This window comes from Marinomonas pollencensis, from assembly GCF_003387375.1.
In the GTDB taxonomy this organism is placed as follows: domain Bacteria; phylum Pseudomonadota; class Gammaproteobacteria; order Pseudomonadales; family Marinomonadaceae; genus Marinomonas; species Marinomonas pollencensis.
Genome location: NZ_QUNG01000003.1, coordinates 281,376 through 297,980, shown reverse-complemented (window position 1 = coordinate 297,980; position 16,605 = coordinate 281,376). Strand labels below are relative to the sequence as shown.

Annotated in this window: 15 protein-coding genes; 3 read left to right on the top strand and 12 right to left on the bottom strand. The window is 46.0% G+C overall.

The window, feature by feature from the left end; genetic code table 11:
* Positions 1 to 82 precede the first annotated feature (82 nt).
* A complete protein-coding gene (locus DFP81_RS06495; RefSeq protein WP_115896944.1) occupies positions 83 to 1,498 on the top strand; it encodes an acetyl-CoA carboxylase biotin carboxylase subunit in 1,416 nt (471 codons plus the stop codon).
* Between the two features lie 18 nt (positions 1,499 to 1,516).
* Positions 1,517 to 3,328 (top strand): sodium-extruding oxaloacetate decarboxylase subunit alpha, encoded by a 1,812-nt coding sequence (gene oadA, locus DFP81_RS06490; protein WP_115896943.1) that lies wholly within the window; start codon positions 1,517 to 1,519, stop codon positions 3,326 to 3,328.
* A 110-nt stretch (positions 3,329 to 3,438) separates the two neighbouring features.
* Here the strand turns inward: oadA and DFP81_RS06485 are convergent, their stop codons facing one another.
* The 3 genes from DFP81_RS06485 to DFP81_RS06475 form a co-directional block, all read right to left on the bottom strand.
* Positions 3,439 to 4,422, bottom strand: coding sequence for an aldo/keto reductase (locus DFP81_RS06485; protein WP_115896942.1), 984 nt, complete (start codon positions 4,420 to 4,422; stop codon positions 3,439 to 3,441).
* Between the two features lie 195 nt (positions 4,423 to 4,617).
* Positions 4,618 to 5,565 (bottom strand): Gfo/Idh/MocA family oxidoreductase, encoded by a 948-nt coding sequence (locus tag DFP81_RS06480; RefSeq protein WP_115896941.1) that lies wholly within the window; start codon positions 5,563 to 5,565, stop codon positions 4,618 to 4,620.
* A 181-nt stretch (positions 5,566 to 5,746) separates the two neighbouring features.
* The gene (locus tag DFP81_RS06475; protein ID WP_245959105.1) at positions 5,747 to 6,955 is read right to left on the bottom strand and encodes a LysR family transcriptional regulator; all 1,209 of its coding nucleotides are present in this window, start codon (positions 6,953 to 6,955) and stop codon (positions 5,747 to 5,749) included.
* A 410-nt stretch (positions 6,956 to 7,365) separates the two neighbouring features.
* Between DFP81_RS06475 and aroQ the strand changes: the two genes are divergently transcribed.
* Positions 7,366 to 7,818, top strand: coding sequence for a type II 3-dehydroquinate dehydratase (gene aroQ / locus DFP81_RS06470; protein WP_115896939.1), 453 nt, complete (start codon positions 7,366 to 7,368; stop codon positions 7,816 to 7,818).
* Positions 7,819 to 7,900: 82 nt separating this feature from the next.
* On the opposite strand, the gene arsC is transcribed toward aroQ, so the two are convergent.
* The 9 genes from arsC to DFP81_RS06425 form a co-directional block, all read right to left on the bottom strand.
* Positions 7,901 to 8,326 carry an arsenate reductase (glutaredoxin) gene (arsC, locus tag DFP81_RS06465; RefSeq protein ID WP_115896938.1) on the bottom strand — a complete coding sequence of 142 codons (426 nt, stop codon included), beginning with the start codon at positions 8,324 to 8,326 and terminating at the stop codon, positions 7,901 to 7,903.
* Between the two features lie 26 nt (positions 8,327 to 8,352).
* A complete protein-coding gene (arsB, locus tag DFP81_RS06460; RefSeq protein WP_115896937.1) occupies positions 8,353 to 9,369 on the bottom strand; it encodes an ACR3 family arsenite efflux transporter in 1,017 nt (338 codons plus the stop codon).
* Between the two features lie 9 nt (positions 9,370 to 9,378).
* Positions 9,379 to 10,098, bottom strand: coding sequence for an arsenical resistance protein ArsH (gene arsH / locus DFP81_RS06455; protein WP_115896936.1), 720 nt, complete (start codon positions 10,096 to 10,098; stop codon positions 9,379 to 9,381).
* A 28-nt stretch (positions 10,099 to 10,126) separates the two neighbouring features.
* Positions 10,127 to 10,462, bottom strand: a complete 336-nt coding sequence (locus tag DFP81_RS06450; protein ID WP_115896935.1) for a metalloregulator ArsR/SmtB family transcription factor — start codon at positions 10,460 to 10,462, stop codon at positions 10,127 to 10,129.
* Between the two features lie 198 nt (positions 10,463 to 10,660).
* Positions 10,661 to 12,175, bottom strand: coding sequence for a tripartite tricarboxylate transporter permease (locus tag DFP81_RS06445; RefSeq protein ID WP_115896934.1), 1,515 nt, complete (start codon positions 12,173 to 12,175; stop codon positions 10,661 to 10,663).
* A 3-nt stretch (positions 12,176 to 12,178) separates the two neighbouring features.
* On the bottom strand, positions 12,179 to 12,697 hold the full coding sequence (locus DFP81_RS06440; protein WP_115896933.1) for a tripartite tricarboxylate transporter TctB family protein: 519 nt from the start codon (positions 12,695 to 12,697) through the stop codon (positions 12,179 to 12,181).
* Between the two features lie 62 nt (positions 12,698 to 12,759).
* Positions 12,760 to 13,752 carry a tripartite tricarboxylate transporter substrate binding protein gene (locus DFP81_RS06435; RefSeq protein WP_115896932.1) on the bottom strand — a complete coding sequence of 331 codons (993 nt, stop codon included), beginning with the start codon at positions 13,750 to 13,752 and terminating at the stop codon, positions 12,760 to 12,762.
* 314 nt (positions 13,753 to 14,066) lie between these two features.
* On the bottom strand, positions 14,067 to 15,365 hold the full coding sequence (gene pepQ / locus DFP81_RS06430; protein WP_115896931.1) for a Xaa-Pro dipeptidase: 1,299 nt from the start codon (positions 15,363 to 15,365) through the stop codon (positions 14,067 to 14,069).
* Positions 15,366 to 15,531: 166 nt separating this feature from the next.
* On the bottom strand, positions 15,532 to 16,563 hold the full coding sequence (locus DFP81_RS06425) for an SRPBCC family protein (RefSeq protein WP_115896930.1): 1,032 nt from the start codon (positions 16,561 to 16,563) through the stop codon (positions 15,532 to 15,534).
* Between the last annotated feature and the right edge of the window lie 42 nt (positions 16,564 to 16,605).

Here is a 16,605-nt window from a genome sequence, read left to right as displayed (position 1 = left end):
TATAGATAACCTTTGAAATATCAATTTTTACTTTTGTATTTCTTTAAGTAGGCTAAAACTTCACCAAGTTAAGGAGTGACCCATGTTGAAGAAAGTGTTGATCGCTAACCGTGGTGAAATCGCGGTTCGTATAATACGTGCATGTTCAGAGTCCGATATTCGCTCAGTGGCTATTTTCACCGAGCCGGATCGTTATGCATTGCATGTTAAGCGTGCGGATGAATCCTATTCGTTGGGCGATGACCCTCTCGCTGGTTATTTGGATCCTCTGCGCATTGTCAATTTGGCCGTAGAAACAGGGTGTGATGCGATCCACCCAGGTTATGGTTTTTTGTCTGAGAACGCGCATTTTGCCGAACTGTGTGAACAAAAAGGCATTGTTTTCATTGGACCCAAATCTAGCGTAATCAACAAAATGGGTGATAAAACCCAAGCCCGCGACAGCATGCGAGCGGCGGGAGTTCCTGTTACTCCAGGTTCTGAAGGTAACTTAAAAGACCTTGATGAAGCCTTGCAGCTGGCGAACAAATTTGGCTATCCGGTGATGATCAAGGCCACCTCAGGTGGTGGCGGTCGTGGTATTCGCCGTTGTGACACCCCTGAAGAATTGACGAGTCAATATCCTCGAGTTATTTCTGAGGCGACAAAAGCGTTCGGTTCGGCAGAAGTCTTTCTGGAAAAATGCATTGTTGATCCTTGTCACATTGAAGTGCAAATATTGGCTGATTCTCAAGGTAACGCTATCCATCTATACGAGCGAGATTGCTCGATACAACGGCGTAACCAGAAATTGATCGAAATTGCTCCGAGTCCACAATTAACACCAGAGCAACGTCAATACATAGGTAATTTAGCGGTAACCGCCGCAGAAGCCGTGGGTTATGAAAATGCCGGAACGGTCGAGTTTTTGTTGTCTGGTAATGAAATCTACTTCATGGAAATGAATACTCGTGTGCAGGTAGAACATACCATCACGGAGCAAATTACCGGTGTGGATATCGTACGCGAGCAGCTGCGAATCGCGTCTGGATTGCCGCTGAGTTTCCGTCAGGAAGACATCAGTTATTCCGGTTATGCCATGCAGTTTCGGATCAATGCAGAAGACCCGAAAAACGATTTTTTACCGAGTTTTGGGCGCATTACTCACTACTATGCACCGGGTGGTCCAGGGGTTCGAGTAGATACGGCGATTTACACCGGCTATGAAATCCCCCCCTATTTCGACTCTATGTGCTTGAAGCTGGTGGTTTGGGCGCTGACTTGGGAAGAAATGATTGCCCGTGGGCGTCGTGCTATCGACGACATGCGTTTGCATGGCATTAAAACCACTGCGAACTATTACCAGGAAATCTTAAAACACCCAGATTTCATTAAAGGTGAGTTCAACACAGGTTTTGTGCCTGCACATCCAGAGTTATTAAATTATTCCGTAAAACGTCACCCAAGCGATATTGCGCTTGTATTAGCTGCGGCCCTTGCCGCACATCTTGGTCGATAATCCGCAGGAGGAAGGAACATGAGTCAAGTTAACAAAACAAAAGTAGAAATCACGGACGTTACTCTGCGTGATGCACATCAATCACTTATTGCGACACGTATGCGTACCGAAGATATGCTGCCAATTTGTGAAAAACTCGATCAAGTGGGTTTCTGGTCTCTAGAAGTATGGGGTGGCGCGACGTTTGATGCTTGTGTGCGATTTTTAAAAGAAGACCCTTGGGAGCGTTTACGCCAACTAAAGGCAGCATTGCCCAATACCCGTTTGCAAATGTTGCTGCGTGGTCAGAACTTATTAGGCTATCGCCATTACGCCGATGACGTGGTTGAAACTTTTGTACAAAAAGCCGCAGATAACGGCGTAGATGTGTTCCGTGTGTTTGATGCATTAAATGACTTACGCAACATAGAAACCGCCATGAAAGCGGTTAAAAAAGCGGGTAAGCATGCTCAAGGCACGATTTGTTATACAACCAGTCCAGTACACAATGCTGAACTGTTTGTTGAGCAAGCAAAAGCCATGCAAGCCATGGGCGCAGATTCAATTGCGATCAAGGATATGGCGGGGCTGTTAACACCTTATGCGACCTACGATTTGGTCAAAGCCATTAAGGCGGCGGTGGATTTACCGCTTGCCGTGCACGGACACTCTACTTCTGGCTTGGCTCCTTTGTGTCAGCTAAAAGCCGTGGAAGCGGGTGCGGATCGTATTGATACGGCAATTTCTTCTTTTGCTGGTGGTACGAGCCATCCGGCGACAGAATCCCAAGTTGCGGCATTGAAAGGGACGGATTATGACACGGGCTTGGATCTGACTTTATTGTCTGAAATAGCGGACTACTTCCGTGAAGTACGCAAAAAATACCATCAGTTTGAAAGTGAATTTACCCGTGAAGATGTGTCGGTGCAGATTAACCAAGTGCCGGGCGGCATGATGTCGAACTTGGCCAATCAGCTTAAAGAGCAAAATGCGCTAGACAAAATTCGCGATGTATTTGCCGAGATTCCTCGCGTCCGTGAAGACCTTGGTTTCCCGCCATTGGTCACACCGACCTCACAAATTGTGGGCACTCAAGCGGTATATAATGTCTTGGCAGGCCAGCGTTATAAAACCATCACAAATGAAGTAAAACGCTACCTATTAGGTGGCTACGGCCAACCGCCAGCTACAGTTAATAGTGAAATACAAAAGAAAGCGGTGGGGAATGAGAGTGTCAATGAAAGCCGTCCAGCGGACTCTTTAACGCCTGAGTTGTACAAATTGCGCAAAGAGATTGGTGAGTTGGCAACATCAGAAGAAGACGTTCTTACTTTTGCTATGTTTCCAGAGTTGGGACGTGAGTTTTTGCAACAGCGTGCCGATGGCACATTAGAGCCAGAAGCCTTATTACCACCAGAACAAGCCAGCTCTGCAGCTGCACCGGGTGGTCTTGCTACTGAGTTTAAGATCGATGTGCATGGTGAAGTGTATGACGTTGAAATTACTGGAGTAGGGGATTTTGGCGCTGGTAAACGTAAGCTGTATTTGTCCCTTGATGGAATGCCAGAAGAAGTGGTGTTCGAATCTTTAAATGAATACATTTCTGAAGGTGGCAGTGGTCGTTCGAAAGCGACAGAGCCTGGCCATGTGAGTGCGGCTATGCCGGGCAATATTATCGATGTATTGGTTGCTGAAGGTGACACGGTAACCGCGGGGCAGGCGGTACTGGTAACAGAGGCAATGAAGATGGAAACGGAAGTGCATGCGAATGTTGCAGGTACAGTGAAAACCGTTTGTGTCGCAAAAGGCGACCGTGTGACACCTGGCGAGATGCTCATCGAAATTGTTTAAATACTCTGCGAGTATTGCGGCCTTACCCTGTGCATCTTGACACAGCATGGAAAATAAAAACGCGCCATTGTTGATGGCGCGTTTTTTTATTCCATGTGCTGATTGGCTATTTAAGCAAACTCTTCTGTGCTGACATCTGCTTGTGCAGCGGCATTATAGCGCGCACCAGAGACATTGCCTTGGTGGATCATTTCATCCAGTTCGGAGCATTGCTGCGCATTTAGAGTGAGGCTGCTGGCGTTCAGGTTGTCTTGCATATGAGAGATTGAACGTGTCCCAGGAATGGGCACGATATGCTCTCCTTTGCTACGCACCCAAGCAAGTGCCAATTGTGCTGGAGTGCAGCCAAGGTCTTTTGCCATCGCTAAAAAGTCTTGCAGTAGCGCCATGTTTTTTGGGTAGTTTTCGGCACTAAAGCGCGGCATGCTGTTGCGAATATCATTGGCTTCTAATGTTGAGATATCCGTCAGCTCACCACATAAATAACCACGCGCGACTGGGCTAAATGCAACAAAGCTAATATCGAGTGCTTGTGTTGTTTCCAGCACGGCTATTTCTGGGTTGCGCGTCCAGAGAGAATATTCGGTCTGTAGCGCGGTCAGTGCTGACTCCTTATGAGCTCGTTTCACTATGCTTGCTGATACTTCAGATAAGCCAATGCCACCAATTTTTCCCTCTTTTACTAGATCGCCCAGAGCTCCCACGCTCTCTTCAATAGGAACATCTGGGTCCATACGATGCAAATAGTACAAATCGATGTGCTCGGTTTGTAATCGTTTTAGGCTATTTTCACATTGGCGGCGTAGGGTTTCCGGACGGCCATTGATGACTCGTTTGCCATCCAGCATCTCCATGCCGCATTTACTAGCAAGGAAAAACTCGTCACGTTGGCTTTTTAACGCTTTACCAACTAATTGCTCGTTTTTTCCTGCACCGTATAAAGTTGCCGTATCGAAATGACGATAGCCCATTTCAAAAGCAGCTTGTAAGGCTTTAATAGCAGCCTCTTCTGACAGGGGGGAGCCGTAGGCGTGGGAAAGGTTCATACAGCCTAAGCCAATACTGGGGTTGCTTAGGTGGGGATGTTTAGACATAGCTACCTCGTCTATTACTCGCAGTGATGCCGCTACTTTCTTGTTTGATGCTGGGCAAAGTAACGGGCTGTTTTATGGGGTTAGTTGTGCTGTATTGAATGATTGAGCAAAACGCCCATAGCTTGTGTGACTATCATAGCGCGGTAAAGCGAAAACAGGGAGCGACTGCTCCCTATCCCGTAAAAAAAGCTTGTTTTAGTCTTCTAGGCATTGCTCAAGGCGATGCAAGGTTTCCATCGCCTCAATGGCTTGGGTTACACAAGCGTTAGGGGTTCGACCTTCTTGAATAGCGGCAATAAATTCACGATCTTGCAGTTCAATGCCGTTGTTAGACACGGCAACATCCGACAAGTCTATTTTGTTATCGTTGCCATCATAAAGGTCATCATAACGAGCAAGATAGGTGCCCTTGTCACAGATATAGCGAAAAAAGGTGCCAAAAGGGCCATCATTGTTGAATGACAGCGAGAGTGTGCAAATGGCGCCGCTTGGGACTTTCATACCAATGCTCATGTCCATGGCAATACCAAGCTCTGGATGAATAGGGCCTTGCAGTGCTTGTACTTTACTCGCCGTTTGAGACGTTTGGTATTGAAATAAATCGACCGTATGGCATGCATGGTGCCAAAGCAAATGATCTGTCCAAGAGCGAGCTTTGCCTAACGCGTTTTTATTAGAGCGGCGGAAAAAGTAAGTTTGTACGTCCATTTGTTGGACCTTAAGCTCACCAGCTTTGATCTTATTTTGGATCCACTGGTGAGAGGGGTTAAAGCGGCGAGTATGACCAGCCATTGCCACTAGACCGGTTGCTTTTTTTAGCGCGACAACACGGCGAGCATCTTCAATGTTGTCTGCCATTGGAATTTCAGACATGACATGTTTGCCTGCCTCTAAACACTGAATGGTTTGCGCTGCATGAAGCTGGGTTGGAGTAGCCAATATCACCGCATCGACATCGTCACGGGCGAGACTTTCAGTTAGGTCCGTTGTGTAGTGTGGTACACCACGTTCTGTCGCGAAGGCTTTTATCGCTTCTATTTTGGTACCAACAACAGAGACCACCTCAGCTCCTTCTATAGCGGCAATCGCATCCATATGTTTCATGCCAAAAGCACCGGATGCGCCAGCGATACAAATTTTCATAGTCTACTCCTGAGCGTGGAAAATGATCAAAGCTAGGTAAGCAGCAATAAGGTAAGTTGATATGGGGCTTACTAGATCTTTGTTTTTTTAATTGCTTACCAATCTAGCATTGGGATAGGTAAGGGAATAATCGATAAACCGCGTTAGGTATTCAAATTTTGCAATGACAGCTTTGAAAGGTTTAGCGAAAATCATCTGAAACATTTCTTAGCATGCTTAGAAAATGAGACTGAGTGACAGTTGGAAGCCAGCTTTTTCGGACACATAGCCCAATGGGGCGGCGAGTGTGCTCTAAAGAAAAGACGACTTTCTTTAGTAATCCTATATTGATTTCACGTTCAACTTGGCTTGCGGTAATCAAGGTTAATCGGTCGCTCTCAAGCAATAATTCACGAATTAATATCTGCGAGCTAGATTCGACTATACGCGTTGGAGGTGCCACATTAGCATCGTTAAACAGAGCTTCAAAAGCCTGACGAGTGGGGGTGGATTTGGCTGGCACGACCCAAGCATAGCGTGCTAAATCTTCTGCAGATAGCTGCGTTTTTTCCATTAAAGGGTGGTCTTTTCGAGCCACAATTGACAGCGCCGGTGACCATAATTCTTCTTGAATAACATCGTCGGCAGGGGCAGGGTAACGTAAGGCGCCAAGCACCATGTCGATGTCGCCTTGGCGTAAGTGATGCAATAGGTCTGAATATGGCCCATCGGTTACATTGATGTTGACGTCTGGGTGGCCATCATTAAACCGCAGAATCGACTTCGGCAAGATGGTGGTACGAGCAAGCGGCATGCAGCCAACGGAAATGGTACTGACATCGCGGCATTGCAATGCGTTTATTTCTGAGATGCCTTGACGCAGTTCGCTGAACGCCAGTTTGGTCGCAGTAGAAAGCATTCTGGCCGCTTTGGTTGTGAGTATACCGATGCTGTTTTTTTCAAACAAAGTCACGCCCAGTAAACGCTCTAGATCTCGAGCTGCACGATGTACAGAAGACTGAGACACCGCCAAATTGCGGCTCGCTATACTGAAGTTTTGCACTTCACACACGGCGACTAACGCTTTAAGTTGGGTGGTACTGATTAAGCTGATGAGGTTCTTAGGGGTTACTTCTTTTAGGGTATTTTCTTTGACTATTTCAAGGGTCGCTACTTGTAAATGGTCGATGGCACGGGACACACGATTGTGCCATACCTCCCCAGAAACAGTCGGGTACATACCATCAGAATGGCGCTCAAAAAGTGGCGCTCCTAGTTGTTTCTCTAATTTTGCGATGGCTTGAGTGATGGCTGGCTGCGACAGGAAAATGCTGTTAGAAGCGCGCGTGATGCTTTTTTTTTCGGTAACCGCGAGAAACACTCTAAGGTGACGTAAATTAGGAATTTGCATTTCCACACTGCGATCCTTGTATGTTGTTTTTATAAATAACTATACCAAAACTGAATAACAAGAAATAAAAAATAATAGCTTGAAACTAATCAGTTGTTTTCTACTTTTTATCTTTTATAAGCATCTTATAACTTATGATTTTAATAGGCACTCTATTTTTCAAATAGTATATAGGGAATCTATAGAGGGCTTAAATAGAGCCAATACTTGGTTTTCTTGTCCGCCGTAGTCAAAGGGCATGACAAAAACAAGCGGATCATAGTTTGTTCACTAGGTCGGTTATAGGATGATTTTTGTGCGTTTTTTAAAGCCTGTCTCTTGGTCTGTGATTTACTTTATAATCATGCAGAGATTCTAGGTATTTTGAGTGCACAATTAAGTGTGATTCTCTGCATGTTGAGGAAATTTGTATGTCTACCATTATGGTATTAAATGGCCCAAACTTAAATTTGTTGGGCACTCGTGAACCAGATATGTACGGTCATGAAACCCTCTCAGATGTGGAGGTTTTGTGTCGTGATACCGCTGCTGCTTTAGGCTATGAAATTGACTTTCGTCAATCTAATCATGAAGGGGTGTTAATTGACTATATCCATGAAGCAGGGCGTCGAATTAAAGAAGGTGAAGTCTTAGGCGTGGTGTTCAATCCCGCCGCTTATACGCACACATCGGTTGCGTTACATGATGCGATTAAAGGGGCGGATGTGCCGGTGATCGAAGTGCATATTTCCAATGTTCACACACGTGAAGCTTTTCGTCATCACTCTTATATATCCCCTGTTGCCTTAGGCATTGTTGTCGGCATGGGAGTGCAAGGTTATGCGTTAGGCATTCAAGGCTTAGTGCATAAACTTAGCGCATAAATATCATCTACGTAGAACCAAAAAAGAGGCATCGAAATCGATACCTCTTTTTTTATACGCCCGCTTAAAAAGCCGCTAGGCGTTATTTAGAGGACGCTTTACGGCCTTGCTCATCGATAATAAGCTCACCATCTTCTTTGTAATAAGGGCCAGCTGGCCAGAGTGCTAATAAGTCGAGAACCTGCTCGCTCGGGCGGCATAATTTGACCCCTTTTTCAGAGCAAACAATGGGTCTATTGACCAACACAGGGTGTACTAGCATGGCCTCAAGAATTTCATCATCGGTGACCTTTTCATCCAGTAAGCCCAGCTCTTGTGCTGGTGATTTGGTGGTACGTAACGCTGTTCTAGGGGTTAAGTCTGCTGCAGCAAATAACGCCAATAATTGTGCTCTGCTCCAGCCTTCCGTTAAATAAGGGATAATCACTGGCGTATAGCCAGCATCTTGGATGGTTTTAAGCACGTTGCGTGAGGTGCCACATTCGGGGTTATGATGAATCACTATCATGATACTGAATCCTTTTTAGGGGGCTTTTAAGCAAACCAATGACGTGTGCGATTAGCGAACCAAACTAGTGAAAGCATCACGGGCACTTCCACTAACACACCGACTACCGTTGCCAATGCGGCCCCAGAGTGAAGTCCGAATAGCGAAATGGCCACTGCGACAGCCAACTCGAAAAAGTTTGAGGTACCTATCATGCTTGCCGGAGCCGCTTCTGAATGGGGCAATTTAAACTTACGAGCCAGCCAATAAGCCACGGCAAAAATCCCGTAAGTTTGTATTAGTAGGGGAATAGCGATTAATAAAATGGCTTGTGGCTTGGCTAAGATGATTTCAGATTGAAAGCTGAATAGCAGTACAACCGTCGCCAATAAGCCGACAATAGACCAGGGTTTCATAGTGCGCAAAAATCCATCAAGCCTTGAGTGATCTTGCTTGCTGTCTAATGCTTTGCGAGTTAACGCGCCGGCAATTAATGGCACTAGAACATACAAAACAACGGACAGCAGCAAGGTGTCCCAAGGAACATGGATGTCGGTAGCGCCGAGCAAGAAACCTGCGATGGGAGCAAAGGCGAAAATCATAATGATATCGTTAATAGAAACCTGTACCAGGGTGTAGTTTGCATTGCCTTTGGTCATTTGGCTCCATACAAAGACCATGGCTGTACAGGGCGCTACACCAAGAAGAATCATCCCTGCGATGTATTCTTTTGCGGTTTGAGGGTCCACCCACTGAGCGAATAGAATCTTGAAAAACAACCAGCCCAATAATGCCATTGAAAAAGGCTTGATCAGCCAATTAATGACCAAGGTTAGTAATAAACCTTTGGGTCTTTTACCCACATCCTTGATAGACGAAAAATCGATCTGCACCATCATAGGATAGATCATTAACCATATGAGTACCGCGATCACGAAATTAACGTGGGCGTACTCTAAACCCGCAATGACGGTAAAAACATCAGGCATCACACTGCCGGCGATAATGCCGGCAATGATGGCCAATCCCACCCAAATCGTAAGGTAGCGCTCAAACAATCCCATTGTTAGCTCCTAAATAGATTTTTGATTTACACGTTTGCTTAATTGCTCAGCAGTTTCGACACGCTCAGAGTAACGGTCAACCAAGTAGTCCTTTTGATCGCGTACCAAGAGGGTGAATTTCATCAGTTCTTCTAATACATCGACAATGCGATTGTAGTAAGCGGAAGGCTTCATACGACCTTCTTCATCAAACTCTAGGAATGCCTTAGCCACGGATGACTGATTCGGAATCGTTACCATGCGCATCCAACGACCTAAAATACGCATTTGGTTTACTGCGTTAAACGACTGAGAGCCACCACTGACTTGCATGACCGCCAGGGTTTTACCTTGTGTTGGGCGTACACTGCCGATGCTTAGCGGCATCCAATCCAGTTGGCTTTTTAAGATGCTGGTCATTGAGCCGTGGCGCTCTGGTGAGCACCAAACTTGGCCTTCAGACCACATCATTAGCTCGCGCAGCTCTTGTACTTTTGGGTGTTGCTCATCTTCTGAATCTGGTTGCGGCAAGCCTGCTGGGTTAAAGATTTTTACCTCGGCCCCAAACTGGGTTAATAAACGTGCCGATTCTTCAACCACCAGACGGCTATAAGAGCGCTCACGCAGTGATCCGTAGAGCAACAAAATACGCGGTTTGTGGGTGCTTGGGGTGACAGCAAATTGCTCATGGCTAGGGATGTTAAGTTGCTCTTGAGCGATGTTCGGTAAACTGTTTTCAGTTGATGACATTGTGTTCTCCATAATACGTAAGCAAGTATTAGCAGCAGTTATTGGCTGATAATTTGCAGGATAAAAGTTTGTCCAGTGCCGCTTGGTAGTAATCTTTATTGTGTTGAGCGGTTTCGTTAATAACCGACTTTGCCCATTCAGGCAGTTCAGGGTGCAAGCGGTAATAGACCCATTTACCACGGCGATCGTCTTGTAGAATGCCGCATTTTCTAAGCTCAGCAAGGTGACGAGAGGTCTTGGGTTGGTCAAGCTCTAACGCCGCCATCAGGTCACAAACACAGGCTTCATCTGCTTGCTGGATCAGCATGATGGATTTCAAGCGAGTGTCGTCGGCGAGGCACTTATAAAACTTACAAGGGTTCATAAACATATCCGAAAAATAACATATGTGAAAAATCGCATGTAACTGACCCTGAGTCAACAGGGCTGCAAATTAATTTTTAGCGGTTGTGGTATGGTGAGGAATAAATGTTCCTGATAAATGGGTTATTTATCAGGAACATAGCTTAGTGTGGTTAAGGGAGCAGTAGCAAAACTTATTTTGCAGCCCTGTTACTCTTTTTTAGGGTTTTTGTTTAGTGCGAAATAACAAGGGTTTTAACCCTTTGTTCCAAAGGGAAGTTTTTGAGAAAAAGATCAAGAGGATACTCAAAAACAAAACGCTCGAAAGCGGGCTGGTAAAAATGTGAGCGAAGAAATTACCCAAGCTGCCACTTTCAGTGAGGATGGCACGGCGCCAATTTTCGTCGGTTAGAGAGCTTAAAATGACGCCCAAAATAACAGGCCCAACTGGAAACCCATATAGCCGCATGAAGTAACCAAACACTCCGAAAGCAAACATCCACCAAATATCAATGACGGCATTATTAATAGCGTAGGCGCCGACAATAGACAGTAAGAAGATCAATGGAATTAAAATGCCTTTTGGGCATTCGACGATTTTTGAGAATAACCGGATGCCAGTTAAGCCAAAGATCAGTACGAAAATGTTCGCCAGTGTGAGATTGCCCACGGTAAACCAAAACATCTGCGGTTGCTCGACCAGCAACATGGGTCCTGGATTCAAACCATGAATAAACAAGGCGCCAATGAAAACAGCGGTTACCGCGTCGCCGGGAATCCCCAGTGTTAGCATAGGAATATAAGCGCCTCCGACGGCGGCATTGTTGGCCGACTCGGGGGCAATTAAGCCTTCTTTTGCCCCTTCACCAAATGGGACTTTGGGGTTTTTCGTAGTGCGTTTTGCATGGTCGTACGCCATTAGAGCAGCAATGTCTCCACCGGTGCCGGGAAGCGCGCCAATGATGACGCCAATGAATGAGGTTTGTAGACTCAGTGGTAAGTATTTTTTCACATCAGATAACTTTGGAATAATACGAGATATCTTCTGCTTCACTACGGCTTTATCCATATGATGCAGTTGGTGCAGGGCTTCAGACACACCAAACATGCCGATCATTACCGCCACAGGGTTAATGCCATCCCACAGCTCAACAACGCCAAATGTGAAGCGTTCTTCTGCGGACATAGGGTCCAATCCAACGGTGCCAATGAGTAAGCCAAGGGCGCCTGCAAATATGCCTTTGGCTAAGCTATTACCAGACAATGAACCGACCAGCATAATGCCTAATACGCCCAGCATCATATAGTCCCTTGGCTGGAAGGTGATGGCGAATTCGCTTACCGTTGGCGCAGCCAAAGCCAGCACAATAATACCGACAAAACCACCAATCACCGACATCACAGTAGAGAGGCCAATGGCTTCGCCTGCTAAGCCTTTTTTAGCGAGTGGGTAGCCGTCCATTGCCGTGGCGATGGCAGAAGGAGCTCCAGGAATGTTTAACAAAATAGCGGTGCGAGAACCCCCATAGACGCCCCCCATGTAGACGCCAACCATTAAGCAAAGGGCGTTGTTTACATCCCAAGAGAAGGTAAATGAAATCAGGATCGACACCGCCATAGTGACGGATAAGCCTGGTATTGCGCCGACGTAAATACCTAAAAAGGTGCCTAAAGCGGTTAGTCCTAGTAGTTCTGGGGAGAGCCAAGAGGTGGCAAAAAAGTGTAATGCATCCATTTTTTAGTTGCTCCACCAAGAGGTAATTTGGGCGATTATTTCTCGCTCAGGCACTATGCCTTCAGGTAATACAACCTGAAACACAAGCCGAAAAATGATGTACACCACAATCAAGGAGACGATCGATATAGCGAGAGTAAAGAGAGGGCTACGGCGGTACAGCAGTTGAATACAAACGAATAGAAAAACAAAACTACTAAGGATAAAACCAAGGCTGTCGATGACCACAGCGTAGAGCAAGATAATCGCCATAATAATCGACACCACAGGCGGCAAGCAGTGGCGGAAAAACTGAATGCCTTCTGCGGCTGGTAATTTCAGGGTGTTCACAAATACGACGCAAGAAGCCAAAACCATGGTCGCGGATGCGGCTAATGGAAAGGCGCCAGAAGAGCTTAATGAGCTAAACCCTGCTATTTGGTAAGCTTGCCAAAACAGAAAAATACTAACAACGATCAGTAACAAGCAAAAAATACGTTCGCCAGGCTTACGGACTTTTTGACTAGAGAGCTGACTGGACATGATGACCCCAGGTAAACGAAAACAAAGCGTGTGAGGAAGGCTCACACGCCAGAAAAACAAGATTATTGTGGTTTAGGAATGCCAAATTTCTCTGGAGAGTATTTGCTGAAGCCAGCTTCATCGACTAACCAAGAAGACGTTGAACGGTACGAGTTCAAAAAGGTATCTGCTTTCTCACCTGCAATATTCAAGATGGTGAAACCGCGTTTTTCCATCAGAGAGACAAAGTCGGGGCTGGTCGCCGCACTATGAAATGCAGATTGTAGTTTTATAACGGCGTCTTCAGGTGTGCCTTTCTTGACGAACACGCCAAAGAATGGCCCCCAAGGAAGGTAGCGAGCAAGTCCTGGTAAGGTATCGGTTGCTGGTGGTACGTTAGGCAATAAATCATTGGCTTCTTTGTCGATTAAGCCAATCACTTTCATACGGCCTGCTTTGATGGATTCAAGCGATGCACCTAATACCACAGGCATCACGTCAATCGCGCCACCTTGTAGTGCGGTAAGTGCAGGGCCATCACCATTATATGGAATGCTGATGTAATTTAAGTCGACTTGAGAATTCAACATCGCCAGCACGATGGAAGCGAGGCCACCTTTTCCTGTAGAGCCTAGTTTTACTTTACCTGGGTTGGCTTTGGTGTAATCAAGAAACTCTTGCATGTTATTAAAAGGCGCATCATTGTTTGCCACTAAAACAGGCGTGCCACGAGCCAGTACATTAATGGCGATCATGTCGCTATAGTCGATTTTTGCAAGCCCCAATACTTTGTACATTTGAGGGTTTTCAGCTCCCATAAGCAGAGTATAACCGTCTGCTTTTTTGGCATTAACGTATTTGGTCGCAATCGCGCCAACGCCACCTGTACGGTTGGTAAGGATTAAGTCTGTTCCTAATGCATCTTCAACGTGCGGTGCGATAGAACGCATCACAGTATCCGTTGAACCACCTGCGCCCCATTGGATAATGCCCTGAACATCTTTACTTGGGTAGTCGGCCAAAGCGACTGTAGATGAGAGCGAAAGTGCTGCAAGTAGTGCGATTGTTTTTTTCATTGGGACTCCGATGTTGCCTAATTTTGTAAGTGAATAATGGTGTTTAACCGTGTTTGCTCTTCTTGTGCTCGCTTGTTGGCTGGTAGCCGCGCACTGGGCAAATTTTTGTGACATTACGCTATCAATTTTTACACTAAAAAGATGCAATCAATCGAATAACTTCGCTTATTTTATTGTCTTTTCGTACCTGATGGCACCCAAACGAGGAAAATTGTTAGCTGTTGGTGGGGCCAAGTGACAGTAAGGTGGGTGGCAATGCAAAGAAGCGCTGTCGAATAAGGCGCTTCTTTACAGATATTTTCATTGTGTGAGGGTTATGAAAGGGGGTTGTCTAATTGGAACTCATTACGTGTGAGGTTGATTGGTCGCTCATCTTGAACCACGACGTTGTCTTCTATGCGAATGCCGCCGTAAGGTTTAAAACGCTCAATGAGTGAAAGATCACAGCCGTGCTGCGGGATGCTTGCCTGCATTTTTTCTAGCAGCATGGGAATAAAATATAATCCAGGCTCAATCGTAACCACCATGTTTTCTTCCAGTGTTCGAGTAAGGCGTAAGAAAGGCGCGTTGTCGTCCTTGCGTACCGTGCCCGCTTCATCGACTTGGAAACCTCCCACATCATGTACTTGTAGCCCCAACAAATGCCCTAAACCATGGGGGAAGAAGACTTGAGGAATGCCTTTTGCCATTTGCTCTTCAGGGCTTAGGTGGCAGATTTTATGTTCATTAAGTATGTGGGCGACTCCGGTTAAGGTGTCTTGATGAAGTGTGCGGTAGTCCACGCCTGACCTAGCTTGGTGTGCCAAGCCTTGTTCCATTTTATCAAGGCTGTCGACTAGGGCGCTAAATTCGTCATCATGGCGCACAAAGGTGCGAGTGATATCACTGGCATAGCCATGTTCACTGGCGCCGGCATCGATGAGCAGTGTTAATGGGCGTGCTGAACGATTCGGGTCTTTATGCTCATAATGCAAAACAGCCGCATGATTATTGATGCCAACTATGCCGGGATAGGGTTCTTGAGCGGCAGTTTGTTGGCTTGCAGATAAAAACGCTAAGTGAATTTCTAGTTCGCTCATGCCGGCTAAAAAAGCCTCTTTCGCGGCGCGATGCCCCTTTACTGCACGCTTGGTTGCGAGGCGTATTGCATTGATCTCAAAAGGTGTTTTTATCGCTTTCGCAAAATCAACGTAGGCATTTAACCCTTCAACTTTCGTTGCAAATGCGGGTGGTTGTGGGCCTAGCCAAGCGCACTTTGTTGGTAAAGAGGAAAACCATTTATCGTCTTTACGAGCAGGAGAAATTTCCCACTCGGTTTGCCATTCACCAGCGGGTACTGGGTTAGGGGCATGCCAAAAGTCGTCTCGAACAGGCCACACTAGGCGTGGTTTTTTACCCGCTTGGACGACGATATAAGTCTCGGCGACCAGGCTGAAAGGAAGCCATTGTTGAGCCCCCGAATAGGCGTGAAAAGGCACTGTATGGTCGTCTTGAAAATAATAAGATTTATCACCAGAAGCGAGCACAATCGCGTCAATTTGGTAGTGCTGCATAGCTTTTTCATAGCGAGCTTGGAGCGTCGCTAAATGGTCTCGGTAAAGTGATTCTGTCATAGCTTAGAACCCGTATTGGTAAATGAAATCATCAGCTAATCTGGTCAGGATTAGCAGGCAAAATAGCAACATAAGGGGGAGTCCAATCTCAAGGATACAGTAAATCGACTGTGCTGTTTGCATCCCCATCATTTTCTAGTCAAGTGCTGGGTGAAATCCAATAGGCCTACTTAATCGGTAACGCGATTTTTGTCACATAGTTTTTGGCTAAAGAGGTCTCACAAGGGCCGGTTTCGAATACCTCAACACTGGGCCGCTTGCGGTCAACTCGCCGATGACATAAGCGCATGGCGCTATGGGCAACATGCCAAGCTAAGGCCAAATTTTGATAATTACCAGAATAGCGTAAGGTTAAATATTCGCCTTCTAAAGTGATGCGCTCTGGATGGCAATGGCAAGGCTCTAGATTTTGGATTGGTATGCCCAGTTTACCGGCAAAATAATGGTGCGCAGGGTCCGCTTTAGTGTACAAGGCAAAACTGGGGCCGCACGGAATGTTATTAGGGCCTAGTGACAAAATAAGATCATGAAAACCTTGTTCCATCTTTTGTGACATCGGTTGGTCGCTGACTACAAAAGGGCGAGTTACAGCATCAAAGTGCTCCATTTTTGTTTCTGCTAGAAGTTCAAAGGAAGGGTCATCATATTCATGTAATGAGGCGGTATTATATTGCGCTAAATGTGCTCTTAGGCGCAGCAAAGCGAGCTCTAGGTCCCTTGTTGCACGGATCAAGTATTTTGGGCTCTTCCAGCGTTGTATAAAAGGGACCTTTCCGGTGATTTGTAATGTGATAAGAGTATGCGATCCCTGTTCGCCTAACTCGATATTAAAGTGCAACTCCTCAGGAAAAAAGGCTTCTGCTTCAATGATGGTATGGCAATAATGAGCGCTTGAGCGGGCGGGAATAATGGAAATATAGCCTTGTTTTATTCGCTCTCCCTGCCATTCTAGGCAAGCAGGGGATACGGCATTATTGCCGACACTATGATAACCAAAATGCAGCTTGGCATCGGGCTCATAAATAAGCCAAGGAATCCACTTCGGCCAGTTATTTAGATCACTTAAATCCTGAGCAATAAGATGGATAGGTAAGTCAATGATGGCATTGCGACGAACAAAAAAGTGACGCTCGTAGAAAAACATATAAGACAACAAAACAATAATGGACACGGCAATCAATAGGAAGCTTATAACCATACTAAGACTCCAACTACATTAATAACTTCTGTTATGGCTAAC